At 43.6% G+C, this 26266-nt stretch carries 29 protein-coding genes; 16 read left to right on the forward strand and 13 right to left on the reverse strand.

From position 1 onward, the window contains the following. Window positions 1-187: 187 nt before the first annotated feature. Window positions 188-673 carry a peroxiredoxin gene (locus V7O62_RS13085; protein ID WP_406656779.1) on the forward strand — a complete coding sequence of 162 codons (486 nt, stop codon included), beginning with the start codon at window positions 188-190 and terminating at the stop codon, window positions 671-673. A gap of 181 nt (window positions 674-854) precedes the next feature. Here the strand turns inward: V7O62_RS13085 and V7O62_RS13090 are convergent, their stop codons facing one another. From V7O62_RS13090 to V7O62_RS13145, 12 genes are all read right to left on the reverse strand, one after another. Next, window positions 855-1472, reverse strand: coding sequence for a V-type ATP synthase subunit D (locus tag V7O62_RS13090; RefSeq protein WP_406656780.1), 618 nt, complete (start codon window positions 1470-1472; stop codon window positions 855-857). Window positions 1473-1490: 18 nt separating this feature from the next. Beyond that, a complete protein-coding gene (locus V7O62_RS13095; RefSeq protein ID WP_406656781.1) occupies window positions 1491-2870 on the reverse strand; it encodes an ATP synthase subunit B in 1380 nt (459 codons plus the stop codon). 1 nt (window position 2871) lies between these two features. Then, complete coding sequence (locus V7O62_RS13100; RefSeq protein ID WP_406656782.1) at window positions 2872-4602, reverse strand: ATP synthase subunit A; 1731 nt, start codon at window positions 4600-4602, stop codon at window positions 2872-2874. Then, on the reverse strand, window positions 4599-4898 hold the full coding sequence (locus V7O62_RS13105) for a V-type ATP synthase subunit F (protein ID WP_406656783.1): 300 nt from the start codon (window positions 4896-4898) through the stop codon (window positions 4599-4601). Before V7O62_RS13105 ends, V7O62_RS13100 begins: the two co-directional genes overlap by 4 nt. Further along, window positions 4898-5971 carry a V-type ATP synthase subunit C gene (locus V7O62_RS13110; protein ID WP_406656784.1) on the reverse strand — a complete coding sequence of 358 codons (1074 nt, stop codon included), beginning with the start codon at window positions 5969-5971 and terminating at the stop codon, window positions 4898-4900. The genes V7O62_RS13105 and V7O62_RS13110 overlap by 1 nt, the downstream gene beginning before the upstream one ends. Window positions 5972-5978: 7 nt before the next feature. Beyond that, window positions 5979-6530 (reverse strand): V-type ATP synthase subunit E, encoded by a 552-nt coding sequence (locus V7O62_RS13115; RefSeq protein ID WP_406656785.1) that lies wholly within the window; start codon window positions 6528-6530, stop codon window positions 5979-5981. 50 nt (window positions 6531-6580) lie between these two features. Further along, window positions 6581-6823, reverse strand: a complete 243-nt coding sequence (locus tag V7O62_RS13120; RefSeq protein ID WP_406656786.1) for a V-type ATP synthase subunit K — start codon at window positions 6821-6823, stop codon at window positions 6581-6583. A gap of 1 nt (window position 6824) precedes the next feature. After that, the gene (locus V7O62_RS13125) at window positions 6825-8771 is read right to left on the reverse strand and encodes a V-type ATP synthase subunit I (RefSeq protein ID WP_406656787.1); all 1947 of its coding nucleotides are present in this window, start codon (window positions 8769-8771) and stop codon (window positions 6825-6827) included. Continuing rightward, window positions 8764-9090 carry an ATP synthase archaeal subunit H gene (ahaH, locus tag V7O62_RS13130; protein ID WP_406656788.1) on the reverse strand — a complete coding sequence of 109 codons (327 nt, stop codon included), beginning with the start codon at window positions 9088-9090 and terminating at the stop codon, window positions 8764-8766. The genes V7O62_RS13125 and ahaH overlap by 8 nt, the downstream gene beginning before the upstream one ends. A 246-nt stretch (window positions 9091-9336) precedes the next feature. Continuing rightward, complete coding sequence (locus V7O62_RS13135; protein ID WP_406656789.1) at window positions 9337-10530, reverse strand: radical SAM protein; 1194 nt, start codon at window positions 10528-10530, stop codon at window positions 9337-9339. Window positions 10531-10552: 22 nt separating this feature from the next. After that, on the reverse strand, window positions 10553-11446 hold the full coding sequence (locus tag V7O62_RS13140) for a polyprenyl synthetase family protein (protein WP_406656790.1): 894 nt from the start codon (window positions 11444-11446) through the stop codon (window positions 10553-10555). A 16-nt stretch (window positions 11447-11462) separates the two neighbouring features. After that, window positions 11463-11843, reverse strand: coding sequence for a cytochrome c maturation protein CcmE (locus V7O62_RS13145; protein ID WP_406656791.1), 381 nt, complete (start codon window positions 11841-11843; stop codon window positions 11463-11465). A 330-nt stretch (window positions 11844-12173) separates the two neighbouring features. Between V7O62_RS13145 and ahbD the strand changes: the two genes are divergently transcribed. The 12 genes from ahbD (at window position 12174) to V7O62_RS13205 (ending at window position 22470) form a co-directional block, all read left to right on the forward strand. Then, on the forward strand, window positions 12174-13220 hold the full coding sequence (ahbD, locus tag V7O62_RS13150; protein ID WP_406656792.1) for a heme b synthase: 1047 nt from the start codon (window positions 12174-12176) through the stop codon (window positions 13218-13220). Window positions 13221-13226: 6 nt separating this feature from the next. After that, window positions 13227-13682, forward strand: coding sequence for a siroheme decarboxylase subunit alpha (gene ahbA / locus V7O62_RS13155; protein WP_406656793.1), 456 nt, complete (start codon window positions 13227-13229; stop codon window positions 13680-13682). A gap of 4 nt (window positions 13683-13686) precedes the next feature. Next, window positions 13687-14145, forward strand: coding sequence for a siroheme decarboxylase subunit beta (gene ahbB / locus V7O62_RS13160; protein WP_406656794.1), 459 nt, complete (start codon window positions 13687-13689; stop codon window positions 14143-14145). 64 nt (window positions 14146-14209) lie between these two features. Further along, window positions 14210-14884, forward strand: a complete 675-nt coding sequence (locus tag V7O62_RS13165; RefSeq protein ID WP_406656795.1) for a bifunctional precorrin-2 dehydrogenase/sirohydrochlorin ferrochelatase — start codon at window positions 14210-14212, stop codon at window positions 14882-14884. A gap of 57 nt (window positions 14885-14941) precedes the next feature. Next, window positions 14942-16234 carry a glutamyl-tRNA reductase gene (gene hemA / locus V7O62_RS13170; protein WP_406656796.1) on the forward strand — a complete coding sequence of 431 codons (1293 nt, stop codon included), beginning with the start codon at window positions 14942-14944 and terminating at the stop codon, window positions 16232-16234. Beyond that, complete coding sequence (hemB, locus tag V7O62_RS13175; protein WP_406656797.1) at window positions 16213-17187, forward strand: porphobilinogen synthase; 975 nt, start codon at window positions 16213-16215, stop codon at window positions 17185-17187. Before hemA ends, hemB begins: the two co-directional genes overlap by 22 nt. A gap of 15 nt (window positions 17188-17202) precedes the next feature. Continuing rightward, window positions 17203-18468, forward strand: a complete 1266-nt coding sequence (hemL, locus tag V7O62_RS13180; protein WP_406656798.1) for a glutamate-1-semialdehyde 2,1-aminomutase — start codon at window positions 17203-17205, stop codon at window positions 18466-18468. A gap of 12 nt (window positions 18469-18480) precedes the next feature. Next, window positions 18481-19404, forward strand: coding sequence for a hydroxymethylbilane synthase (hemC, locus tag V7O62_RS13185; RefSeq protein ID WP_406656799.1), 924 nt, complete (start codon window positions 18481-18483; stop codon window positions 19402-19404). Window positions 19405-19418: 14 nt separating this feature from the next. Continuing rightward, window positions 19419-20318 carry a dihydroorotate dehydrogenase gene (locus tag V7O62_RS13190; RefSeq protein WP_406656800.1) on the forward strand — a complete coding sequence of 300 codons (900 nt, stop codon included), beginning with the start codon at window positions 19419-19421 and terminating at the stop codon, window positions 20316-20318. Beyond that, window positions 20318-21097 (forward strand): dihydroorotate dehydrogenase electron transfer subunit, encoded by a 780-nt coding sequence (locus tag V7O62_RS13195; RefSeq protein WP_406656801.1) that lies wholly within the window; start codon window positions 20318-20320, stop codon window positions 21095-21097. The genes V7O62_RS13190 and V7O62_RS13195 overlap by 1 nt, the downstream gene beginning before the upstream one ends. Window positions 21098-21174: 77 nt before the next feature. Beyond that, window positions 21175-22137 carry a YbgA family protein gene (locus tag V7O62_RS13200; protein WP_406656802.1) on the forward strand — a complete coding sequence of 321 codons (963 nt, stop codon included), beginning with the start codon at window positions 21175-21177 and terminating at the stop codon, window positions 22135-22137. A gap of 75 nt (window positions 22138-22212) precedes the next feature. Next, window positions 22213-22470, forward strand: a complete 258-nt coding sequence (locus tag V7O62_RS13205) for a hypothetical protein (RefSeq protein ID WP_406656803.1) — start codon at window positions 22213-22215, stop codon at window positions 22468-22470. A gap of 116 nt (window positions 22471-22586) precedes the next feature. Here V7O62_RS13205 and V7O62_RS13210 read toward each other — a convergent pair whose 3' ends face one another. After that, window positions 22587-23177, reverse strand: a complete 591-nt coding sequence (locus tag V7O62_RS13210; protein ID WP_406656804.1) for a 30S ribosomal protein S3ae — start codon at window positions 23175-23177, stop codon at window positions 22587-22589. Between the two features lie 448 nt (window positions 23178-23625). Between V7O62_RS13210 and thiM the strand changes: the two genes are divergently transcribed. From thiM to V7O62_RS13225, 3 genes are all read left to right on the forward strand, one after another. Further along, the gene (thiM, locus tag V7O62_RS13215) at window positions 23626-24411 is read left to right on the forward strand and encodes a hydroxyethylthiazole kinase (protein WP_406656805.1); all 786 of its coding nucleotides are present in this window, start codon (window positions 23626-23628) and stop codon (window positions 24409-24411) included. A gap of 24 nt (window positions 24412-24435) precedes the next feature. After that, window positions 24436-25086, forward strand: coding sequence for a thiamine phosphate synthase (thiE, locus tag V7O62_RS13220; protein ID WP_406656806.1), 651 nt, complete (start codon window positions 24436-24438; stop codon window positions 25084-25086). A gap of 206 nt (window positions 25087-25292) precedes the next feature. Beyond that, window positions 25293-26228 carry an NADP-dependent oxidoreductase gene (locus V7O62_RS13225; RefSeq protein WP_406656807.1) on the forward strand — a complete coding sequence of 312 codons (936 nt, stop codon included), beginning with the start codon at window positions 25293-25295 and terminating at the stop codon, window positions 26226-26228. Window positions 26229-26266 lie beyond the last annotated feature (38 nt).

A 26266-nucleotide genomic window follows, 5' to 3' on the forward strand; every position in this document is an offset into this window, starting at 1 on the left:
TTTTGAATAATTACACCATATTATAGAGGTATATACAATATAGAACTCATCTTTATATATCACAAGATCATTCTATATATTGGGTTGGTCCTATACGAATTAAACTTACAACTCTGCCCCAATTCTAACTGCATACCAACCCAAGATTTTTTAAGAATAGATCATATTGTTTCCTGGAGATTAGACCATGGATACATTAATACCTGAGGGACAGGAAGCACCGGAATTCTGCCTTTTTGACCATAATGAAAAAGAGCAGTGTCTGAAAGATTACAGGGACAAATGGATTGTTCTTTATTTTTATCCCCGGGACAATACTTCGGGATGCACAAGGGAAGCACAGGATTTCACAGCACTAAAAGAAGAGTTTGAGTCCGAAGGTGCAGTAATACTGGGAGTGAGTAAAGACAGTGTGGAATCACATCGTAAGTTCATCGAAAAGAAGGATCTTGGAATCACTCTGCTCTCAGATGAGAGTATCGATATACATCAGCTCTATGGTGTATGGAGAATGAAAATGAATTATGGCAAGGAATATATGGGGACTGTAAGGAGCACTTATCTGATCGATCCGGAAGGAAAGGTCACCGCAACATGGGACAAAGTCAGAACTAAAGGGCATGCGCAGAAAGTACTTGACTCATTAAAGGTCCTAAAAGCGTCAAAAAGGTAGCAAGTGTGCTATCTTCGTATAGATTATGATGTAGCCCAATACGAGCATCAATAAGGAAATAAGCCATGCCCACCTGAGAATCCTTGCAAGGTTCTCGGGTTGTGTTAACTTTATAATAAAACGATCTACCATATTTGGTCGATCATCAGGATCGGAATTCATAAAAAAGAGTATCAGAGGATTATCCCTTAATCCTCTTCAATCTGAAGGTGTTTTCCCTTTCCATCTCTTCGAGACGGAGCCGTATGAAGACCATTGATTCCTGAAGTTCTGGTATCACCTTGAACTCAAGAGCATTGACACGCCTTTTTGTCTTCTCGATATCATCAAGAAGCTTTTTCATGGTTGTCTCAATCTCTGCAGCAAGGATAATCTTCTCTACAAGAAGCTCATAAGCATCTGCAGCCTCATCGGTGTATGCGCTGGTACCAAGAATACCATATCCACGTTCATTTATGGACTTCTTGACACTGGATGACTCGATCTTCGGAACGACAACACCCATGATGTTACGGCTTTCCAGTTCTATCTCTGGCTTGCTCTGAAGTGCAAAAGCTGTGGATTTGACGGTAATAGTACCGTCAACAGCATTTGCAATACCTATCATCCGGGAAGCATCTTCATAGGCGGCATCCAGCTCAGTTCTGACATCCTTTGCTTTGCTGAGGATCTCAAAGAACTCAAGGATAAGACCGTCTCTCTTCATTTTGAGCAGCTTGTGGCCACTCTGAGAGAGCTTGATCTTCTTTTTAATCTCAATAAGCTCTGAACGAGTTGGTTTTACATCTTTCACGCCCATGTTGGATCACCTTTTTATTTAGTTGCTCTTGCGAGCAGGGTGGTATTTGTCGATATACTTGTTATCGATCCTGGTAAGCAGGGCTTCAGGAAGTTCGGAGAGGATATCCCAGCCAACTGTAAGAGTGTCTTCAATTGACCTGTCTTCATCTCTTCCCTGACGGACGAACCTGTCTTCAAATAGGTCAGCGAATTCAAGTATCCTCTGATCTCTTTCGGACAATGCTTCCTTACCTACAATAGCTACAAGACCCCTGAGGTCACGACCTTCTGCATATCCTGCATACATTTGGTCAGATACTGCCTTGTGATCTTCCCTTGTCTTTCCTTCACCAATACCTGAGTTCATCAGACGTGACAGGGATGGGAGCACATTGATTGGAGGGTAGATACCCTTCATGTGAAGTTCCCTGGAAACTACGATTTGGCCTTCTGTGATATATCCTGACAGATCTGGGATCGGGTGAGTGATATCGTCACCAGGCATGGTAAGGATTGAGAACTGGGTAACTGATCCTTTCCTTCCCTTGATAACACCTGCACGTTCGTAGAGTGATGCAAGGTCAGTGTACATGTAACCCGGATAACCACGTCTACCTGGTACTTCTTCACGAGCTGCACCCATCTGACGGAGTGCTTCACAGTAGTTCGTGATGTCAGTAAGGATAACAAGTACGTGCATGTCGTGTTCGTATGCAAGGTACTCTGCAGCCGTAAGAGCCATCCTTGGAGTGATGATACGTTCTACAGCGGGGTCGTCTGCAAGGTTAAGGAAAACCACAGCTCTCTCAAGAGCACCGGTCTTCTCGAAGTCTTCCATGAAGTACTGGGCTTCTTCGTTTGTGATACCCATTGCAGCGAATACTACTGCGAAATCCTCAGTGGAACCTGGAACCTTTGCCTGACGTGCAATCTGAAGAGCGATCTCGTTGTGTGGAAGACCTGAACCTGAGAAGATAGGAAGCTTCTGTCCACGGACAAGGGTGTTTGTTCCGTCAATAGTTGAGATTCCTGTCTGGATGAAGTCCTCTGGTGGCATCCTTGAATATGGGTTCATTGATGCACCATTTACATCGATCCTGTCTTCAGGAACAATACGTGGTCCGCCATCCAATGGTTCTCCTGAACCGGAAAGGATACGTCCGAGCATGTCCTTTGAAACAGGCAGTTTGATGGTTTCTCCGGTGAACACTACACCGGATTCCTCATTCAGTCCGCCAGTTCCTTCGAATACCTGAACCGCTACAACGTCAGCGGATGTATCAAGGACCTGTCCTCTTTTTGTCGTGCCGTCTGGAAGGTTGATGTTAACAAGTTCACCATAACCTACCGGCTCGGTCTTTTCGAGGAACATTAATGGTCCGGAGATTTCTGTGATCGTCTTATATTCCTTGGTCATCTTAGTTGCCTCCAAGTGCTGCAAATTCCTTGTCCATCTTTTCCATGACAACATTCAGTGCACTATCGAAGTCCTCTTCGAATTTGACCTTGGCAAGTTCGTCCTTGGACTCGACGGAAAGGATATCCTTCATTGGTATGCCGGATTCCAGTGCTGCCTGTGCCATGTCACTGTACTTGGAGATTGCTTTCAATAATTTGTACTGCTTATCGAACGGACAGTATGTGTCAACAGGGTGGAACGCATTCTGCTGAAGGAAGTATTCCCTGAGCATACGGCAGATTTCAAGAACCAGTTGCTGGTCTTCCGGAAGTGCATCGGAACCGACAAGCTGTACGATTTCTTGAAGTTCTGATTCCTGCTGGAGAAGATCCATTGCATTGTCCCTGAGTGGTACCCAGTCAGGTGCAACGTTCTCTGCGAACCAGTCAGAAAGACCCTGTGTGTACAGACTGTAACTTGTAAGCCAGTCTATGGATGGGAAGTGCCTTCTCTGTGCAAGCTTTGCATCCAGTGCCCAGAATACTTTTACGATACGTAGTGTGTTCTGTGTAACAGGCTCTGAGAAGTCACCACCAGGTGGTGATACTGCACCGATAACTGTGATTGAACCCTCTTCCGCTGCAAGTGATTTTACTGCACCTGCACGCTCATAGAATTCAGAGAGCCTTGCAGAGAGATATGCAGGATAACCTTCTTCACCAGGCATTTCTTCAAGCCTTGAGGAAATTTCTCTCATTGCTTCTGCCCATCTGGATGAAGAGTCAGCCATAAGTGATACATCGTATCCCATGTCACGGTAGTATTCTGCAATTGTGATACCTGTGTAAACAGATGCTTCACGGGCAGCTACAGGCATGTTGGATGTGTTTGCTATAAGAACTGTACGTTCCATGAGTGGACGACCGGTCTTTGGGTCCTGGAGTTCAGGGAACTCGTTCAGTACATCAGCCATCTCGTTTCCACGTTCTCCACATCCGATATAAACTACAATGTCAGTGTCACTCCATTTTGCAAGCTGCTGCTGGGTAACTGTCTTTCCTGAACCGAATGGACCAGGGATAGCTGCTGTACCGCCCTTTGCAACCGGGAAAAGACCGTCAAGAATTCTCTGACCTGTAATAAGAGGTTTTCTTGGGATGAACTTCTTGTCAACAGGACGTGGCATTCTTACAGGCCACTTCTGCATCATGGAAAGCTCTGTGCCGTCTGTAAGTACACATACAGTTTCGTCTACTTTGAACTTACCTGACTTTATTTCTTCAACTGTACCGGAAACTGTTGGAGGAACCATGATCTTATGTTCAATGTTCTCTGTTTCCTGTACAACACCAATTGTCTGACCGCCTTCTATGGAATCGCCACTGGTTACAGTTGGCTTGAAATCCCATACCTTGTCACGGTCAAGACCGTTTGCAGTAACACCTCTGTCAATGAAGTCTCCCATCTTTTCCTGGAGTACTTTCAGAGGTCTCTGAATACCATCATAAATACTTTCTAATAATCCTGGGCCGAGTTCTACTGAAAGTGACATTCCAGTGTTCACAACAGGCTCACCTGGCTTGATGCCGGATGTATCCTCGTATACCTGAACAGTGGCTTTTTCACCTTCAATTCTAATAACTTCGCCCATTAAACCTTCGTGACCTACATGCACTACATCATACATTTTTGGTTTAATACCTGTAATTGTGACAACAGGCCCGGCCACCCGATAAATTTCACCTTTCATTTCCACAGATCAACACCTACCGATTGTTTTATTTTTTCCCTTAAGTTCGAACTCTGACCACTACCTCCGAGAGTCACAACAGTTGGTTCAACAGATTCATTGATAGTGTTTCTCAAAATTTCCGGTAGTTTATTTAGATCATCACCGTGCATAACAAGAATACCGACTTCTCGATCCTCAAGTATTTTCTCTACAGTAGATTCAAGTTCGCCATCGACAACGTCAAATATTTTTTTAACACCAGCAAGTCTGAATCCTGTTACAAACTCGCCGTTTCCGACTACTGCAAGTTCCATCAAATCACCAACTGTTCCCTGATAACTTCATCACTGAGGTTGGCGGCTTTTCCACGTATTATTATCCGCAGGTTGTTTACCTCATTCTGTTTGCTTAGCATGTAGTCCATGATTGGTACTATAGAGAGTGGATAAACATGTGAAAAGCTTGCTGCAGATTTAAGTCTGTGTTTTTTCAGCCTTGATTCGACATCTATCAAAGATTGCATGTCCGGGCTCACTACATCGGAGATTTCTTCCCAGTAAGGGTATTTCTCTAGTTCAGAGATGAAATCTTCAAAAGAGAGTGGTATTAGCCTTTCGATGTCCTTGAGTTTCAGCTTGAGTCCACCATCGATCATCAGATACATCATCTCAGGATCAGTGATCCCTGCCTTCTTCATACGGAAGAGCGTAGTGAGGTTCTTTATATCAATGCCTGTCCTTGTAAACTTGGCAAATAATTTGCGGTCTTTGGACTTTGAACCTTCAGTTGCAGTAAAAAGCCCTGCATAGTACATTTTATCAAGCTGATTCTCAATCTCTGAAAGATTGGTGCCGTTGTAATCCTTCAATATTGCGTTGTATTCGGTGTTCTCAAGTTCTGAGATTACATCCTCATAATTGTCCTTTGTTGCCAGCTCAGAAAGGAATGTGTAGCTCAAACTACCTGCTGCAACAATGGCTTCCAGAATTTCTTCTGTCGAAGCTTTGCAATATTTCCCTCGAAGAATTGTTTTGATATTCCAGATATCATACTTTTTGAGTTCTTCTGCGACAAGGTAATTTACCTCACCCTCAGAGATGTTAATCAACTTTGTGAAGGTCACGGCGAGATTCCTGTTCAGGGCATGTTCTATAAGATCTGCACCTTCGTATTGTCTTGCCAGCTCATCAACATCCTCTTTATATTCCGTCTCTCCAATGAATCTTGTGATCTCATCAATACCCATATTCATTAGTCGGGGATAGGTCTCCTTTGGCAAAATCTTACTCTTCATTGCACGAACACGTGCAGTAGTGTATGCGTAGTTGGAATGACCCTTGGATTGTGTTCTGGAATTTCCACGCTTATATTTCTGCAACAGCTGCATTTAGAAATCACCCGAATAAGATATCAGATGTTTGCCTCAACAACTGCTCGTTCACGCTTTTCAGAATGACATCGTATGTATAGTCCAGTCTTACGGTCCCATCTTCGTTCTCAATGATAACGCCACCGAGACATTCAATGTTGCCCGCATATTCCAATGAACTTAGTTCCTTGACAATTTCCTCTGAGCCTGCATTGGAATAGATTTTCTTTCCAGATGCTTCATATTTCTCAATTAAGGATTTGAGAAGTTCTTTATTCTTTTCAGGGGAAAATGCAGTTATGGATTCCTCAGCCTGGGTATATACTTTCTCGAGTACTTCCTTGCGTGCATTGAGCAGTGTGCGCTTTACTTCAAGATTTGCACTGGATATTTCTTGCTGCCTGATCTTTTTGATATCATCCTCTGCCTTTGCAAGACTTTCGCCCATTATCTTCTTAGCACTCTGCTTTGCTTCATCTATTATTTGAGAAACCTCAGCATCCGCTTCGCTATCTAACTGAGCTACTTCTGCCTGTGCGGCATCCATGATATCTTTAACAACAGTTTCAAGTCCCATGCTCACACACCTTTAATAAATTTAAGAGCAAGAGGTGCTCTTAAATAAATTTAGCTGATCAACAGTGCAACTACAAGACCGAAGATTACGATTGTTTCTGGAATTACAGTAAGGATCAAACCTTTACCGAACAGACTCTCGTTTTCTGCCATTGCACCGATTGCTGCACTACCGATGTCCTTTTCGGCGATACCGGATGCAAGTCCTGTAAGTCCTACTGCGAGTCCTGCTCCGATTGCTTTTAATCCTGCTGGGTCCATCATTGTGGTTGTTGCTGTTACTGGGTCTGACATTTTATTTTTCCTCCGTGTATTTTCTAATATATCCAAATGGATTGTACTTTCTTCCCCCACCTTCGTAGAACTTTCCGAAGAATTCTACATACTGCAACCTGAGTGAGTGTAATCCGGGGGCAATAATACTCAGGACAGTGTTAAGAGCGTGTCCGAAAAGGAACACAACAATTGCAAAGATAGTCGCCACACCTATTGCAGTGCCTGGCTGCCAGATCATTTCAAAGGCGATCAGGTTGACAGTTGATGCAATGTAGATGGATGACAATCCGACAGCTATTAAACGAGTATATGAAAGAGAGTTACTGAGAAGTGCCGGTAATTCGATAGGTCCTTTAATACCTTCTCCTTTGACAAGCATTATAAATCCTATCAGGAATACAATTATTCCCACTGCTATCGGGAGCATTCCCACATAGCCTAATGCTGCAAGAAGAATACCGAGTTCCACAACTATCCAGCTACCCTTTTCGAGTAGAGCTGCCATAAAACCATGTTTTTTGTTTTCATTAATGAAACCCAACATATAACCGATGTTGATGTGGATTACACCAATAAGAGCGGTTACAACAATCAGGGTCATTACAAGATGGGTTCTGTGTATAGGGTAGGTAACAATTTCTCCGCCTATGGGTGATGCGAACAGTTCGACCGTCTCAAAGCCAGGTATGAGTCCGGCTACGACTCCGTGATCCGTATGCACGCTTGCAAGCGGGAATCCCAGAAACTCACCGTACAGTATTCCGAAGAGAAATGTGGATATCTGACAGTAAATAAGAATATTCATCAAAGGCTTAACTGCATCTGAAGATACAAATTTCTTAATTGCAAATGCAAGTGTCAGAAGTATTAATGCATAACCAATATCTCCCAGAATCATTCCGTAAAAGAGCGGGAATGAAATAAATATAAGAGTAGTCGGGTCGATCTCCTTGTATCTGGGACGGGCATACAGGTCCATTATTTCCTCGAATGGAGCTGATACCTTTGGGTTGTCATACTCTATCGGAACTTTCTGTTCGTCTTCTTTTGTCATTTCCTGACTTGATATGAATGCACGTCCGTCAGTTGCTGAATTGACAGTCTGTTCAAGTTGATTATAATTCTCTGAAGGAACCCAGCCCTCAATTACGAATGTACTCTCAGTAGTAGCAATTCTGAGAGGTGCTTCTGATTTCTGGGTCTCGATAGAAAGAAGTTCGTTGCTTGCGAGGATGAAATCCGCATACTTATGGTTGAGTGATTCAATCTCAACATCTGTAGCTTCAATTCTCTTTCCTATGTCAGCTTCCTTTCTCTCGATATCTGCAAGTATAGTAGCTGGCACACCACTGACATCAGGAACCCTGAGTTCCTTGAACAGTGCTTTTGCCAAGGTATCGGATACTTCTTCTGCCTTTTCCTTTGCAACGAAAAGAACTGTTACGCCCGCTTTTGGATCGTAATAGAGTTCATAAGAAGATGTGATCTTTGAAATAGCAGATTCCACGTTTTCCTGCACATATCCTGCAAAAACAGCTAGATTCTCGTAGCCATGATACAGATCAAGGCTAAGATCAATATTGGCAAAAGGAAGTAATTCTTTCTTAAGAGATTCGGTTTCTTTAAGTTCTGCTTCCAGTCCGCTTTTTTTCTCTGCAAGTGCATTCACTTCAGAATCAAGTGTATTAAGCTTGTTGTCAAGATCGACAAATAGTGAATCTGATGCCTGTTTTTGAGATTCGGTATCTTTTACACCGAGCAGGCTGCCAATAGATCTGATCTTAATGAGTTTCTTTGATATCTCACTTATGTTTCCAAAGGGTTTTCCAATTTTGAGGTCAGAGTCGTCTTCAATATAATCTTCGATCTGGAACAGATTTGTCTTGTGCAGAGAATTGACCGTTTCTTCAAGTATACTTTTGTGGCCAACAATTACGGCACGAGTCATCTGTTTTGCCTTAAGCATGGATTGCCCTCTCAAACTCTGTTATCAGATTATCGACCGCTTTATCCACATTTGAAGATGCTTTTTCGGCAACCACCGAGGCTTCTTTTTCACCATCCTCTGTGATTGTTTTCTTTTCTGAAGCGATGGACTCTTCAGCAGACTTCATTGCACTCTGTGCTGCTTTTTGTGCATCGGCTTCGGCTTGCTTTATTATTTCCCTGGCCTCTGCACGTGCACTGGTGATTCGGTCGTGTTTGTTTTTAACACCGGCCTCAACCATTTTTCGTGCATTGCCTTCTGCATCTTTAATTTCAGATAAGATTTTGTCTTTGGCCATGCTAATCCTCATGTAGTGATTAATTATTATAAATCCTGAGTAATGCACTCCTTCTACTGCTAAATCACATATAAAGGTTTCGTAGTTCTCAATCATCTGATTGATAATGATTTTTTGTGATATTGTCCACTAATGTCCGCCATCAACTTAAAATAAGATGTAACAGGAAACATTCGTCCTGTTACTATATAGAAAATGAACGATTATCTGACCAAAGATAGAACTAATTTAACTTATCAGGTATTTCTACAGTTTCATAAGAAGGTCAGACCTGTAGGGAAGCTGTTCTCCATCCGGGATGGTATGGATATATTTTTTCCTGAACTCCGGGTTACGCATCATGCAATATTCTGCCGAGCACTTGTAAGCCTCATGCCTGCCCATGCGCTCCCATATGGTGGATAGTTTCTCCTCACGAACATTCCCGAAAGAAAGCGGTGTATATGCACATGGAAGCACGTCACCTCCGGCAGTTGTGTGCATCCAGCGCCTTCCTGCAAAGCAGCCGAACTGGTCAGGACCCATGAAGTAAGGAAGGGCAGTTACCCTCGGCCCTTCAGGCTTTTTATTGATTTTTTTCTGGAAATCTCCAAGACGTTTAACATCCTTATCACTGATGACCTCATCTTCGTGCTCCAGCCAGCGGCCTACGGCAACTATCTCATATATTGACATCTCCGGCATGCCCATGTCCCATGCAAACTGGTAGAATCCCTCAAGGTCATCTATATTATGTGGCGACATAACCACGAACAGATCTGCAAGTATACCTGCATCCATAGCAAATTTTGCTCCGTTCACGGTATTCCTGAAAGCACCTTCTCTTCCTCTTACCCTGTCATGCTCTTTCTCGTCAGGACTGTCAAGACTCATATGCACTGCAAAAAGCCCCGCTTCCTTAAGTTTTCTGGCACGTTCTTCATTCAGGGCAAAACCTGATGTAAAGCAGGTTGCAATTGCCCGTTCCTTATCAACCCTGGCAACCATTTCTGCAAGGTCCTTACGCAGCATTGTTTCTCCGCCGTCAAATGAGATATAGTAGCTGCCCAGATCAAGAGCCTGTTCGATTGTGCTATTGATCTCATCAAAGCTGAGCTCGGGGTCTGCAGCTATGCCGTCAGCCCCACAGTGGATACAATCATAAGGGCATTTTCCGGTTATGCCTATGGAGAACTGGTCAGGAATCCTTTTTTTGAGTATTGAGGCAACCTGTGAACTAATCATGCGATTAAAAGCCTCACTTGGCATAGGGGGTACCCATGTTGAAAAAATGATATTCTTTTCGTCGGAAGATATGGGCTTTTCTTCCTGGAAAATATTGTTTATACGCTTTATTATCGGTTTTGCAACCGGGGAGAGTGGTCCTTCCGTGTCGAGTACGACTTTCCCATCTACTGTGCTTGCATTCACTTTTAAAACAGATTTATCATAGACTTTCATGGACACACCTGGTAATTGAGAATTAAGACTTATTTGGACAATTTGCTTCAAGGATGTTTGCGGGTAACATGTCAAGGGTGATAAGGTCCGTAATCATCAGTAGTTTATCTTTAGCATCCGAGGGACTGAACTCATCAAGTATTTTTTTTGCCCTGGTCACATAGAAGTTGACCTCTTCAACGGTAGCCCTTATGGTTTCCTCGTGTCCCAGGCTTCGACGCAGGATCAACGGCAATGTAACTGATTCATATGTTGACTGCTTGTCCTCGAGTCTGTCAAGATACTCAAGCAGGTCATCTACTATCTGGTATGCATTGCCTACGCATTCGCCAAAATCCCTTAGTTTGAGTGCAAGGTCTCTGTCAGCTCCTGCAACATAGGCACCTATGGCTGCACTTGCAGCAAACAAGGACGCCGTTTTCTTTGAGATACAATCAAAATAATTCTTTTTCCTGAATTCATTGTCGGCACTGGAAATGTCAATAGTTTCTCCTTCTGCCATGTACATTCCTGCCCTTCCGAATTCAAGTACTGAGTCAGTACCGTATGAAGATATGAGGGAAATTGCCTTTGATATAAGGAAATCGCCGCAGAGTATAGCTGCCGGAATTCCGTACTTTTTGTGGGCTGATTCAACTCCTCTGCGTAAAACCCCGTCGTCCAGAACATCATCATGTATAAGGGATGCTGAATGTATCAATTCGATGGCAAGAGCTGCATTGATGCTCTTTCTCGAATCAGCTTCACATATTTCGGTGCACAGCATAAGTATAATGGGACGAATACTTTTCCCACCGGAACTACAAATATGCAGCATCATCTTTTTCATGTTCGAACCGTCGTCCATTGAAGCGACAAGCTCGTCCATTGAAGCCTTTATTATCTGGTATTCTTCAAGATTCTCTATTTCTGTCATAGTTTTTCGAGCCTTATCATTCAGTATACTTTGAAGGGCAGCCCATCACTATCTTATTAGCTTCTATCCTGTCGTGCGAGACCATCTCGCCACTAATACTAATACCTTTTCCCTCTTCCAGGTTTGCAGGCAGTGCTCCCTTATACTCAACTTCTATCTCGAATTTCTCATCTTCCATATCTATCAGTGAGAATGAAATACCTTCTGTTGAGATGTCAAGAGTACCATTCTTGATAACTCCCATCGTATTGACATCATTACCCACATATTTGTCGGGGTTTTCCCTCAGTTCCGATATCATTGGATATCCCTGAGAAAGGTCTACGTTCCAGAGCCCTATGGCTCCGACAAAAAATATAAAAAATATTGCAAGAACAGTCTTCTGTTTCCTGTCCACTCAAGCACCTTCAGTTAATATCGATCATCCTCTTAGCCTCTTGATCTCCTTTTCCAGAGATCGGCGGACACGTGTCAGATGAATGGAGTATACTATTAGTATGATCCACGTATATACAAATGCAAGCTCTAAGGCGTTTATTATATTCACCTCTTGTTGAAAGCCCGGTTCCCTGTTGGCCAATAGGCGCTGTAACCATATATCTGTAATCCGTTTTAGGCTAATGTGTCACGTACTAATGACTAATTATTAATACGGGTGTGCACTAGTATAGTGCCATCCTATATATAGTAAATGAAGCTCTGACTTCAAAAAATACAATTGATGAATATGGTAAAAGCTCCAAGACTAATAGCGTGGGAAACAACTGCAGGATGTAACCTTTCCTGTAGACACTGCCGCGGGGCATCGACTTTTGAAAAGCCGACCGGTGAACTTACTACGAAAGAAGCAATGCAGTTCATCGATGAGATCGCTGAAATGGGAAATCCTATACTGATACTCAGTGGTGGTGAACCCCTTGTAAGGGATGATATTTATGAACTGGCAGAGTATGCAACCGGAAAAGGCCTCCACGTTGCTCTCGCAACCAACGGAACGCTTGTAACTCAGGAAGTAGCTGAAAAACTCCGGGATGTAGGCGTCAGGCGGATAAGTATAAGCCTTGATGGCTCAAGTCCCCAGACACATGACGATTTCAGGTGCATGCCGGGAGCTTTTGAAGGTGCCATGAAAGGCATTGATGCTATTAAAAAGGCAGGCATCGGTTTTCAGATAAATACAACAATTACAAAACGCAATCTTCGGGAGATACCTGCTATTCTTGAGATGGCAACTGAGATAGGGGCCGAAGCCTTGCATATTTTCCTGCTGGTGCCCACAGGAAGAGGCAAAGAACTCGAAAACGAGGAAATCCCCTCAGTTGAATACGAAAGGGTCCTTAATTGGTTCTATGATGAGCAGAAAAAGGCAAAAATACAGTTGAAGGCAACCTGTGCACCTCATTATTTCAGGATAATGCGCCAGAGGGCAAGAAAAGAAGGTATCGAGGTTACCGTTAAGACCCATGGTTATGAGGCAATGACAAAAGGGTGCCTGGGTGGTACCGGATTTTGCTTCGTATCCAGTATAGGAGAAGTCTACCCTTGCGGATACTTGCCTGCACTTGCAGGAAGCATTAAAGAACAATCCTTCAAGGATATATGGGAGAACTCAAAGGTATTCAATGACCTGAGGGATGTCTGCAAACTCAAGGGCAAATGCGGTGATTGTGAATACAATAAAGTATGCGGAGGCTGCCGTGCACGTGCCTATGCTGCAACCGGGGATTATCTTGCAGAGGAGCCCTATTGCATATACGTACCTGAAAAACAGTGATTTTAAATGATAGATCTTGACGATACTGATAAAACGATACTTAATACTATACAGTTTGATTTTCCGCTTGATGCTCATCCGTTCAAAAAACTAGGGGAAAAGTTAGGCATTAGTGAAGAAGAAGTGATCATGCGCCTTGAAAGGTTACATGATGAAGGAGCAGTCAGGAAAATCGGACCGGTAATAAACCGTAATAGTATCGGGGGAACAAGCACTCTCGTAGCTGTAAATGTGCCGGATGAAATGATCGATGAAGTTGCTGCCTACATAAATGATTATCCGGAGGTCTCACACAACTACCTTCGTCCTGACAAGTTCAATGTCTGGTTTACTCTTTCCGCTGCAAGAGAAGAAAGGATAAAAGAGATACTTGATGAGCTTAAGGAGAAAACAGGCCTGAAATTCATCAACTTGCCTACAAAAAGACTGTTCAAGATCGGTGTCAGGTTCAACATAAGGTGAGAATGTGGACGAGATTGAAGAAGCGATAATAAGATTCACACAGAATGGTATTCCTTTAACTCCTTCTCCGTTCAGGGATATTGCAGACCAGCTTGGCCTGACTGAGGATGAGGTGGTAAGCAGGATCAAGAAGATGCAGGAAAAAGGTATCATCCGTCGTTTTGGTGCATCAATCGGGCACAGGGATATAGGAATTGTTGCAAATGCCATGTGCATCTGGAATGTTCCGGATGAACAGGTTGAGGAGATTGGCAGCATCATGGCAGCCTTTGATGAGGTAACTCACTGTTACGAAAGGCCCCGTCGTCCCGGATGGGAATACAATCTTTTCACTATGGTCCATTCCTACACAAGAGAAGATTGTGAAGAGATAGCTGCAAGGATCTCGCAGGCAACCGGGATTAAAGATTACAGGCTTTTGTTCAGTGAACGTGAATTCAAGAAGACCGGCGTTCGCCTGTAGTTTAGTCGCAATGTTTAACTAATTTACAGTGAAAGGCAAGGGAATCAGAAGAGGAGTATTTCGCATGGCACCAGAGAATCCTTTCCTACCACTGCTTATAGACATGACCGGCAGAAAAATTGTTATTTTTGGTGGCGGTTCTGTTGGGGAAAGAAAAGCCCTGTCATTTTCTCGGTATGCTGATGTCATAGTAATAAGCAGGAGCTTTACTCCGGCAATCCGGGACATTTCTGAAAAGGACAATGTTCATCTGGTAACAGCAGATGTGGGAAAGTTGTCAGATGAAGAAATAGACGATTTTGTAGATGGTGCATTCCTTGTGATCCCTGCCACGAACCAGCGTAACATCAATGAGCGGATAGTTGCAGCAGCAAGAAAAAAGAACATACTTACTAACCAGGTTGACGCCATTGGTGATGTCACTGTTCCTTCGGTGGTAAAAAGGGGTGATCTTACTATAAGCATATCCACAGCCGGTTCGAGCCCTGCTTTTTCCAGGTTTGTCCGACAGAATATCGAAAATTTAATAACTCCTGAATTTGCGGATATGATAAAGGTCCAGGAAAACCTGCGTGGATATCTGAAAGAAAATGTGCCTGACCAACGGGACAGGAAAGAGTTGTTATGGCAAGTTCTTGATAGCGAAGAAGTCTGGTCCGCACTTGGTGAATCCTATGACAAAGGGTTTAAAATAGCACAAGGTATAGTTACTGAGAAAATAAACAAGAAAGTCCGATAGCATGCTCTATTATAATACGTTAACAGCATTTTTAGGAACAAACCGTGAGGTGTCCCGATGACTGAGATCTCCAGTATGGTAATCACACATTCCAAAGCAAGCGTGGAAGAGATGGAAGATGTATGGGATGGTGACCTGGATTATATTCTCCGGGAACTATATGCAAACGAGCTTGTGTGTGAATGTGCAGTACTCAAGACATGTAACCGCATCGAGATGTATGTTGTTTCTCCCAAGGGAAGCAGTGTGCTGTTCCATTTTGCAAAGGAAATGGGCTTATCTTCCAACATATTCGATTTCTATGATCATGAAGAATCTGTAATGCATTTGTTAAGGTTATCTTCCGGTCTTGAATCCATGATAATAGGTGAGGACCAGATACTGGGCCAGATAAAGGAGCTGTACCAGATAGCCAGAAACCTCGGTACCACTGGAAGGATGCTTGATACTGCATTCAGTAAGGCTATACAGGTCGGTAAAAGGGTAAGGACCGAAACAGAGATCAACAGAGGTGCCCTGTCTATTGCATCAGCATCAGTGGACCTTGCAGAGGATACAGTCGGTGACCTGAAGAATAAAATGGTACTTGTAATCGGAACCGGTGAGATGGGAACCCTTGTAACCAGGGCTCTTTCCCACAGGGATATCGAATTAATGTACATTGCGAACAGGACGTATTCAACCGCAAAACAGCTTGCTGATGAGATGGGTGGACATGCTGTCCATTTCGATCAGATCGATGAGAACCTTAAGAAGGCCGACGTAGTCATAACTGCTACCGGAGCACCACATTTTGTTTTGAAACATGATCAGCTACTCCAGGCAATGCAGTCGAGGGAGAAAGAACTTCTTCTGATAGATATTGCAAATCCCAGAGATATCGAGCCTTCCATTGTAGATATTCCTCATGTGACACTATATAATATTGACAATCTGCGTGTTATCAATGAGAAAAATCTGGAGCTCAGGATAGAGGAAGCTAAAAAAGCACAAACGATCATCGATGAAGAGTTTAACCTCTTGACAAAGCAGTACAAGCGTCAGAGAGCAGACCACCTTGTTTCTGAGTTATATGCACAGTCATATAAGCTTCGTGTAAATGAAAAAGAAAAGGCTCTCACGAAATTAAGTGCTTACCATACAATTGGCGATATCGAGAAGCAGATTATAGAGGACCTTTCGCATTCAATCATTAATAAAATGCTGGCGGAACCTACCAAGATACTTAGGTATGCAGCGGAAATAGGTGATGATGAACTGCTTGAATCTGTTGCCAGAGTATTTATCGTAAACAAATCCAACATAAAAGAAAAGAATGAGCTGGTAAAATGTTCCCCGAGCGTAGAATGAGAAGGTTGAGAAGTGGCAAGATTAAGAACCTGGTGCGTGAGACTTCATTGTCTGCTGATGACCTGATTTATCCGGTATTTGCTAATGAGACAATAGACAATCCGCAGGAGGTAGCATCAATGCCTGGCATTTACAATCTACCGGTTGAGAAAATTGCAGATGAGGCAAAAGAAGCTGCTGATCTTGGTATTCCTGCCATATTACTTTTTGGTATACCGGAAACAAAGGATGAACAGGGAAGCTCTGCCTGGGGAGACGACGATGTTGTACAGCGTGCCATACGTGAAATTAAGAGTGAACTCGGCAAGGATATGCTTGTAATTACCGATGTCTGCCTTTGTGAGTATACCAGTCACGGACACTGCGGGATAGTGAATAGTGACACCGAAGAGATAATGAACGATCCAACATTGCCCTTACTTGGGAAGACAGCAGTAAGCCATGCAAAGGCGGGTGCTGACATGGTGGCACCGTCAGGAATGATGGATGGCATGATATCTGCAATTCGCAGTGAACTTGATGACAATAAATTCCACAATATTCCTATTATGTCCTATGCCGCAAAATACTCTTCCTCATTCTACGGTCCTTTCAGGGATGCAGCCGGATCAGGATGCTGCTTTGGTGACAGGTCCACTCACCAGATGGATCCTGCAAACTCAGATGAAGCACTTATGGAGGCGGCCCTTGATATCGAAGAGGGTGCTGACATAATCATGGTTAAACCGGCACTTTCGTATTTAGATATATTATACCGTCTCAAGACCGAATTCGAAATACCAACCGCTGCATACAACGTCAGTGGTGAATTTTCAATGATAAAGGCAGCCGCACAAAATGGCTGGCTCGATGAAAAACAGGCGATTTATGAGTCACTGCTTTCCATGAAGCGCGCCGGTGCGGACATGATACTGACCTATTTTGCAAAAGATATGGCAAGGATGCTAAAATGATTATATGGTGATCTTATGTCCCTAGATAAGTCCAGAGAATTATATCAAAAAGCAAGAACTCTCCTTCCAGGGGGAGTAAGCAGTCCGGTGAGGGCTATCAAACCCTATCCGTTCTATACACAATCAGCCAGCGGATCGAAAATTACGGATATAGACGGTAATGAGTATATTGATTATTGTCTCGCATACGGTCCTAATATTCTGGGCCATGCGAATCCGAAGGTCAAAGAGGCCGTTATCTCCCAGCTTGATAAAGGCTGGCTATACGGCACTCCTACAGAACTTGAGGTAAATCTTGCAGACAGGATAGCCGGAATATATCCGAGCATTGATATGCTCCGTTTTGTATCCACAGGTACTGAGGCTACCATGAGTGCTCTCAGGGCAGCAAGGGGATTCACCGGCAAGAACAAGTTCATTAAAATAGAAGGTGGTTTCCACGGGGCACACGATGCAGTTCTTGTTAAGGCAGGCTCGGGAGCTACAACCCTTGGAAAACCGGATTCCCTTGGAATCCCTGAAGATTTCACAAAGCACACACTTCAGGTACCTTTCAATGATATCGAAGCACTGACAACTCTCATGGAGAAGTACAGTGATGATCTGGCTGCCTTTATTCTTGAACCGGTAATGGGAAATATCGGTCCTGTTCTTCCCGAAAAGGATTACCTGCAGGAAGTACGCAAGGTTACTGAGGAAAACGATGTTGTCCTCATTTTTGACGAGGTTATCACAGGTTTCAGGTTGTCCATGGGAGGTGCACAGGAATACTACGGTGTTACTCCTGACATGACCACTCTTGGAAAGATCATAGGTGGTGGTCTTCCGATTGGAATATTCGGTGGTAAGAAAGAGATTATTGAGATGATTGCACCGTCAGGAAGCGTGTACCAGGCAGGTACTTACAGCGGAAGCCCGGCATCTGTTGCAGCAGGGCTTACAGTTCTGGATGTTCTTGAGAAAGAGGACGTGCATAAAAAGCTCAGTTTTGCCGGAGATAAGCTCAGATCTGGATTATCGGATGTAGTTGCGGACCTGGGTCTGGATTATACGGTGTCGGGAATCTCTTCAATGTTCAAGATATTCTTTGGCGACAGGCCTCTTAACTATCAGGATGTGCTCAAATGCGATAAGGAAGGATATCTGAATTTCTTCTTCAAGATGCTGGACAGCGGTGTTTTCTTGCCACCATCACAGTTCGAGACGAACTTCCTCTCCACTGCACATATTGATGAGGATATCGAAAAGACCCTGGCTGCATACGAAGCCAATCTTAAATGATGGAGTATATTCATGATAATAGGAACCCGTGGAAGTGATCTTGCACTCGCACAGGCTACGACTATCGAACGAATGATGTCGGAGAGAGGTGTAAGCACTACCAGGAAAATTATCAAAACGTCAGGTGATACTTTTACAGATCGTCCCCTTCATGAAGTGGAAGGAGTCGGTGCCTTTGTCCGGGAACTCGATGATAGGATGTTTGAAGGCGAAGTGGACATAGCAGTTCATTCCATGAAAGATCTTCCGACTATCAGGCCAGAAGAACTCACAACTTCAGCGGTCCTTAAGAGGGATTCTCCTTTCGATGTGCTACTGACAGTTGATGGTTCAAGATTGGATGAACTACCTGAAATGTCTGTTATAGGGACAACCTCTATGCGCAGGCGTGCACAGATATTACGGCATCGTCCCGATCTTGAGGTTCAGGACCTGCGTGGAAATATCAATACCCGCATAAGAAAACTAAATGAAGGTCTCTATGATGGTATATTACTGGCGGAGGCCGGCCTGCAACGTATGGGCTGGGAAATGGATGTGGAAAGACTTCACCAGGATCATTTTTGCCCGTCAGCAAACCAGGGGACCATAGCAGTTGTCACTCTTGCAGGTACGGAAGCTGAAGAGGCTACCTCAATGCTTGATCACCGGAAGACCCGCATCGAGACTACTATTGAGCGCATTGTTGTGGCAGATGTGGAAGGAGGTTGTACAGCACCAATCGGCTCTTTTACGGAGTTTGTGAATGATGATGAACTGCGGGTTCTTGCAGAGGTGCTTGCACTGGACGGCTCAGAAGAAGTGCGCATTGATGAGATTATCCCTCTGGATAACTATGAGGAACATGCCCGGGAGCTTGCAATGGAGCTTGTAGACATGGGCGGGAAAGAACTTGTCGAACTGGCGGTTTGCCAGCTTTCCAGTAAACTGCTTTGAAATTACAGGATACTATGATAGAGATAACAGGTATTAGACTCAGGAACCCGACAATACTTGCAGCAGGGATTATGGGTACGACCGGTGCTTCCCTCGCACGCGTTGGTAAAGAAGGGGCAGGTGCAGTTGTTACAAAGTCCATTGGCCCTCAGCCAAAGGAAGGTCATAAAAATCCAAGCATGGTAGACCTTGGATGCGGCTTCCTGAATGCAATGGGACTTCCCAATCCTTCGTATCCTGATTTTTCAGGAGAACTTGCAATAGCCAAACAGGGTGCAGGTGTTCCTGTGATTGCCAGCATATTCGGAGGTAATGCTGAAGAGTTCGCAATGGTTGCTGAAGGACTGGCAGATTCTAAGCCGGATGCTTTTGAGCTCAATGTGAGCTGTCCGCATGCGCAGGGTTACGGTGCATCTATTGGATGTGATGCATGTGCGGTTGAGGAAGTGACTGCTGCTGTCTGTGATGTGACTGATCTGCCTGTATGGGTAAAGCTTACACCCAACGTGACGGATATTGTCAGTATTGGTGAAGCTGCGCAGAGAGGTGGAGCAGATGCCATCGTCGCAATTAACACTGTCCGTGGCATGGCAATAGACATTCATAGTGGTTATCCGGTACTTGGCAACAGGTTCGGTGGTCTTTCCGGAAAGGCTGTGAATCCGGTTGCAATCAAATGTGTTTATGATCTTTACGCAGCCCTCGATGTACCGATTGTTGGTGTGGGGGGCGTTTCAAACTGGGAAGATGCCGTGGAGATGATGATGGCAGGTGCGTCTGCTGTGCAGATTGGTTCAGCAGTCTATGACGGAGTAGATGTTTTCAGGAATGTTGCAGATGGAATTGACAGTTTCCTTTTGGAAAAGGGCTGGAGTGTCGAAGACATCACAGGGCTTGCCCACAGGAGGAGCTGATGTATCCCGTTGACGTTACGATAACAAAGATAGTTCAGGAATCGCCTTCGACAAAGACCTTCTTCTTTGACAAAAGTTTTGAAAAGGCACTTCCCGGACAGTTTGTCATGGTCTGGATAAGAGGCACAGATGAGATTCCCATGACCATGTCCTATAAGAATGCCGTTACTGTACAGAAAGTTGGAGACGCAACTGAAAAGATGTTTGAGCTTCAGGAAGGAGATCATCTTGGTATACGTGGCCCCTTTGGAACAGGGTTCACACTTCCTGAGCCTGATGAGAATATCCTCATTGTTGCAGGTGGTGTTGGAACTGCAGCAGTCTCTCTGCTTGCGGAAGAAGCCATATCAAGGGGTGCGTGTGTAAGTACAATACTTGGAGCACGAAATGCTGATGAGCTTTTGTTTGTTGACAGGCTCATATCGTGTGGCGGACTTAGTATTACAACAGATGACGGTTCTGCGCATCGCTGCGGGTTTGTGACAGACATACTCGCGGAAACTGATACTTCCGGCTTTGACAGGATATATACCTGCGGTCCGGAAATGATGATGAAATTCGTTGCCAAAATCCTCGATGAACAGGGTTCCCTGGAGAAAACCGAGTTAAGTCTTCACAGGTACTTCAAATGCGGTATTGGTGTATGTGGAGCCTGTTGCATGGATAAGGAAGGTCTCAGGGTATGCAAGGACGGACCCGTGTTCAATGGAATGAAGCTTGTTGACTCAGAATTCGGGAAATACATGAGAGGTCCGAGCGGGAATAAAAAGTCATTCTGACATTTCAATTAATTTCTATTGATACTTGCATCGCAGTCAAGAGCTCTTATCAATGACATTCCGCAGAGGCCATCAAATTGTCCAAGTTTCCCCGTCCTATCATAGTAGTAAGCAAATGCCTGGGTTTTGCTTCCTGCCGCTATGACGGGCAGGTGATACCCAGTTCCTTTGTTGAATCCATGAAACCTTTTGTGGATTTTATTTGCGTCTGTCCCGAATGCGAGATCGGGCTTGGTGTTCCAAGGGATCCCATACGTATTGTCCTTGACGGGAAGAAGCGACTTGTACAGCCGGCAACAGGAATTGAACTGACGCAGAAAATGGAACGATTTGCAGATTCCTATCTTGAAGAACTTGATGATTTTGACGGTTTTATCCTGAAGTCCAGATCCCCTTCCTGTGGAATGGGCACTACTAAAGTATATCCTAATGCGGAGGGGAAAAACTGGCTGAATTCAGAGGAAAATGGTTTCTTTGCGGATGCTGTTTTCAATAAATATCCTCATCTGCCAGCGGTTGATGAAGTACAGGTAAATGATCTTCTCATCAGGGATCATTTTCTGACTGTGGTATTTACCCTTTCATCTTTCAGGGAAGCATCGTCCCTGATGAGTATGCATTCACTGATCGAATACCACACCCGGAACAAGCTTTTGCTAATGGCATATGATAAACAACTAATGTTATCGATGGGTAATGTAGTTGCAAACAGGGAGAAGCGGCCGGTTGAGATGGTCTTCGGAGAATATCTGGACCTATTGTTACAAATACTGTCAAAACCGGCGGAAACCGGCTCAACCATCAATGCTATGCTGCACTCTTTTGGATATATTTCAAGGTACCTTGGAGCTCAGGAAAAATTCATTTTTTTGCAGAAATTACAGGGATATCGTGAGGATAGTTCTGTCCTGCTCGAACTGAAAGAAAGAATATTGTCCTGGTCACTGCAGTTCAATGTGGAATACATATCAGAACAAACTTTTCTCTGTCCCTATCCGCAGAAATTTGCCTGCAGAGATCAGAATGGAAATTTCAGATAGTTTGATATGTTTTATGGTATCATAATATCATATAGTATTCTGCCGATCTAAAATTTCAGCAGGAGGAAGGTAAACATGGGAGATCCTGATTCTGACAACATGGATGATATCGATAAGCTCATTTCAGAAGATGATGATAACCCGGAAGGGACCATGCAGGTCTGTCCCGTATGCGGGAGCTCTGACCTGTATTATGAGTTAGGGGGAGTTGAAGGTCTCTATCATTGCAAATACTGTGGATACATAGGTTCGTTTGTAGTAGATGCGAACATAGAAATGGCAAAGATGATCCGAAAAGAATATGAAAGCAAGGGCAAAAATACTGAAATTTAGCTTTGTGAAGGCAAGATTCTTCAGGACCAGCTATAAAGTCAATAACGAAGCTTATCAGGAAAAAATATAATTTTAGGTATCACTTGAAGTGATACCTCGAAAAATCAAGTTAAAAATTAAGCAGCTACAGGAAGAGCTTTAACTTCTGTCTTCCTGATCTCCACCCTTCTAAGCGGGTAGATGAACTTTGCATTCCTGTAGATGTTTGCGGAAAGCTTGCCCATGATGGCTTCTTCGATGAACTGCTCGAAGTTAAGCTCTGCAGCACGTTCCCTTACAATCCTGTCCATGACTTCCCTTATAGCCTTTATCTGGCTTGTTCTTGCTCTCTTAACAGTGAAGCATATAGGCTTGACTCTGATAAGGTAACCATCCTTTGTTGTCACGTCGAGATTTGTGTCAATTCTTGAGGTCTGGCGCTTGACAATGGAACGCAGGTAATCGGTTGTGATCTCGTGACCAATGAATCTGGTGTTGGCAACATCACCATTGACTTCACTGACTTCGAGCTTAAGCTTTGTGTTGTGCTTGGTAAAATCGTTTGCGATTTCGCCAACAGTTGTCTCTACAACACGGCCGATAAGCTGCTCTGGTTCTTCTGCAGGGGTCACTCCGATATTTGTCCTGCTGATGAATTCAGGTGTTTCTACATTATACCATGTTTTTGACTTCCACTTGTCTAACTTTCTCTGTGCTTTCTTTGCCAAGAAATTCCTCCGAATGAATGTGATTCTATGTAATATGTGATTATTAAATGATCAGTTTAAATGTTCAACTGGCTATCGTGATATGAATATGAATGATATGTGCACTAGATTGGCTTTCTATACAAGTCATATCCATATATAAACAAATCGGTTAGGTCAGCAAATCGCGAACTAAGTACAAAAAGCAAATTCCAAATAACAGATGAGCCTGATGCGTTGTTTGGAAACCAGAATCAATCATAGTAACAGATACAAGATGAAAAATATGTCGGTATGATTTCTGCAACTTAAAACTGATTGGTCCATACAAAATATATTTAATTCATAGGCTCTATAAAAGCACATTCACAATTGTGAAGGCAATCAGACTTAAATAGAATTTCTCACTTTCTTGAGAATCCGAAGTAAAAAATGATAAAATATTACGTCTGATCCGGAGAGGATTAAAATGAAGGATACCCTAAAAACAATCAGGGAAACAAAACCACTGGTACATCACATTACTAACTGGGTAACGATATACGATTGCGCGAATATGACAAGAGCATTTGGTGCACTTCCGGTAATGGCTCATGCTCCAGAGGAAGCCGCAGACATGACGGGTATTGCGTCTGCGCTTGTACTTAACATCGGTACACTTACAACCGAGCTTGTTGATGTAATGATTATCTCGGCTACCGCTGCAAACGAAAATGACATACCTGTGGTACTGGATGCTGTCGGTGTTGGAGCAACAAAATTCAGGGATGAGATGGCTGCAAAGATACTTGATTCAGCACATATTGACATAATCAAAGGAAACTATTCCGAAATCGCAAAACTGGCAGGTGAAAATGCACAAACCAGGGGAGTTGAAGCAACTGCAATTGATGCCGACCCGAAGAAAGTTGCAAGCGATTTTGCAAACTCAAGGTCATGTGTTGTTGTTATGACAGGTAAGGAAGACATCATCAGTGATGGGAAGAAAACCTTTGTTGTAAAGAATGGTCATGATTCAATGGGTTCAGTTGTAGGAACCGGGTGCATGGCTGCATCGGTTATTGGCTCTTTCGCCGCGGTCAACACAGATTATTGTGATGCAGCAAAGGATGCTCTGTGCTATTATGGAATATCCGGGGAACTTGCATCTGAAAAGGCGATGGGTCCCGGAACTTTCAAGATGCATTTCTATGATGAGGTATTCACCCTTTCAGATGAAAAAGCTTTGTCCATGCTAAATGTTGAAGAGTTCTGATCGGACTATTCAGGGATGTTAATAATGAATCACAAAGGATCACTGCTGGAAGTTATCGATTTCTACCTAGTGACAGATTCAGGTCTTTCGAAAAAAGGAACTCTCTCTGATGTGGAGAATGCAGTTGCAGCAGGATGCAGGATTGTCCAGTATAGAGAGAAGTCCGGGAGTACAAAGGACATGATCCTTGAAGCTGCACAGATTAAGACTCTGTGCGGTAATGAGGCAATTTTTCTGGTAAATGATCGGGTAGATGTCGCTCTGGCAGTAGATGCTGATGGCGTACATATCGGGCAGGATGATATGTCAATTGATATGGCAAGGCAGCTTATGGGACCGGATAAGATTATCGGACTTTCGGTCAGCAATGTTGAAGAGGCCCTTGATGCCGAAAGAAGCGGTGCTGACTATGTGGGACTAGGCCCGATATTTGATACTGCTACTAAGAAGGATGCTGGAGATGGTATCGGCCCTGAAAGTATAAGGTTTGTGAAGAATTCTGTAAATATTCCAGTTGTTGCGATCGGTGGCATCAATAAAGAAAACTGCACAAGTGTTGTCCGGGGTGGTGCCGACAGCCTTGTAGCTATCTCTGCAGTAGTTTGCAGTGATGATGTGAAAAGAGAAACAAAGAGCTTCATCGATACCATCCGAAGAGTAAAGCTGGATATGTAGTAAGGTCCATTTGTAAATAGAGTTGCAAATCTTTCTGGCTCAGGTTATCAAATATTCTGTCATTGAACCTCCTATAATTTTCCTTATTAGTACAATTTGTTCATAACAACATTTAAGGTTCAATCACTTATTTTTTTCTAAATTTATGTGGATTTGTTACATGTTAGCAGCAAATGACTTTAGATCTTAATTTGGAGGGAGTGATAATGAAAGCTGCTCAGATTAACGAATATGGAAAAGATGTGATAGAGATAATACAGGACGCTAAAGTGCCGGAGCTTGCTCCCGGAAAGGTTCTTGTGAAGGTACATACAGCAAGTGTAAACCCCATTGATTGGAAAATGAGTGAGGGCTATATGAGTCAGTGGAAAAAGCTTAGTTTTCCTCAGACTCTTGGAGGAGATTTCACCGGTACGGTTACAGACGTAGGTGAAGGAGTAACTCAATATGAGAAAGGTGATGACGTATATGGTAGTGGTATCATCCTTGCAGGTGGATCGGGAGCCTTTGCAGAATATTTAGTCACCAATGAAAAACTGATATCCAAAAAACCTGAAAAAGCAAACAATATGGAAGCTGCTGCATTGCCTCTTGTGGCTGTGAGTGCGTGGGATGCGATTTCCAACAAAATGGATCTGAAAAAAGGCCAGAAGATTCTCATACACGGTGGCTCAGGAGGTATTGGTTCAATTGCGATCCAGATTGCAAAATATCTTGGTGCGTATGTGGCAACGACTGCCAGGAAGGACAAAACAGAATACCTCAAGAAACTTGGAGCTGATGAAATTATCGATTATAGGAACGAGAGATTTGAGGACCGACTACAGGATTATGATGCTGTTTTTGACACTGTTGGTGGTGATACTTACAGAAGGTCATTCCAGGTACTGAAGATAGGAGGTATAATTGTCTCAATGCTTGAGCAGCCTGATACTGAACTAATGGAAAAATATAAGGTAACTGCTCTGGGACAGCTTACAAAGATCAACAGTGAAGACCTGAAAAGTCTGGCAGAACTTTACGATAAGGGATTAATCACAGTTAATATTGACAGGGCGTTTCCTCTGGATAAGGCCAGAGAGGCTTTGAAATACCAGCGTGACAGCAGTGTAAAGGGAAAAGTAGTGATAGAAATTGATTAAGGAATCCTGCTTTATTATTTGAGGATTCCTTATAATGA

It is taken from the genome of Methanolobus sp. ZRKC2 (assembly GCF_045291185.1).
Classification (GTDB): domain Archaea; phylum Halobacteriota; class Methanosarcinia; order Methanosarcinales; family Methanosarcinaceae; genus Methanolobus.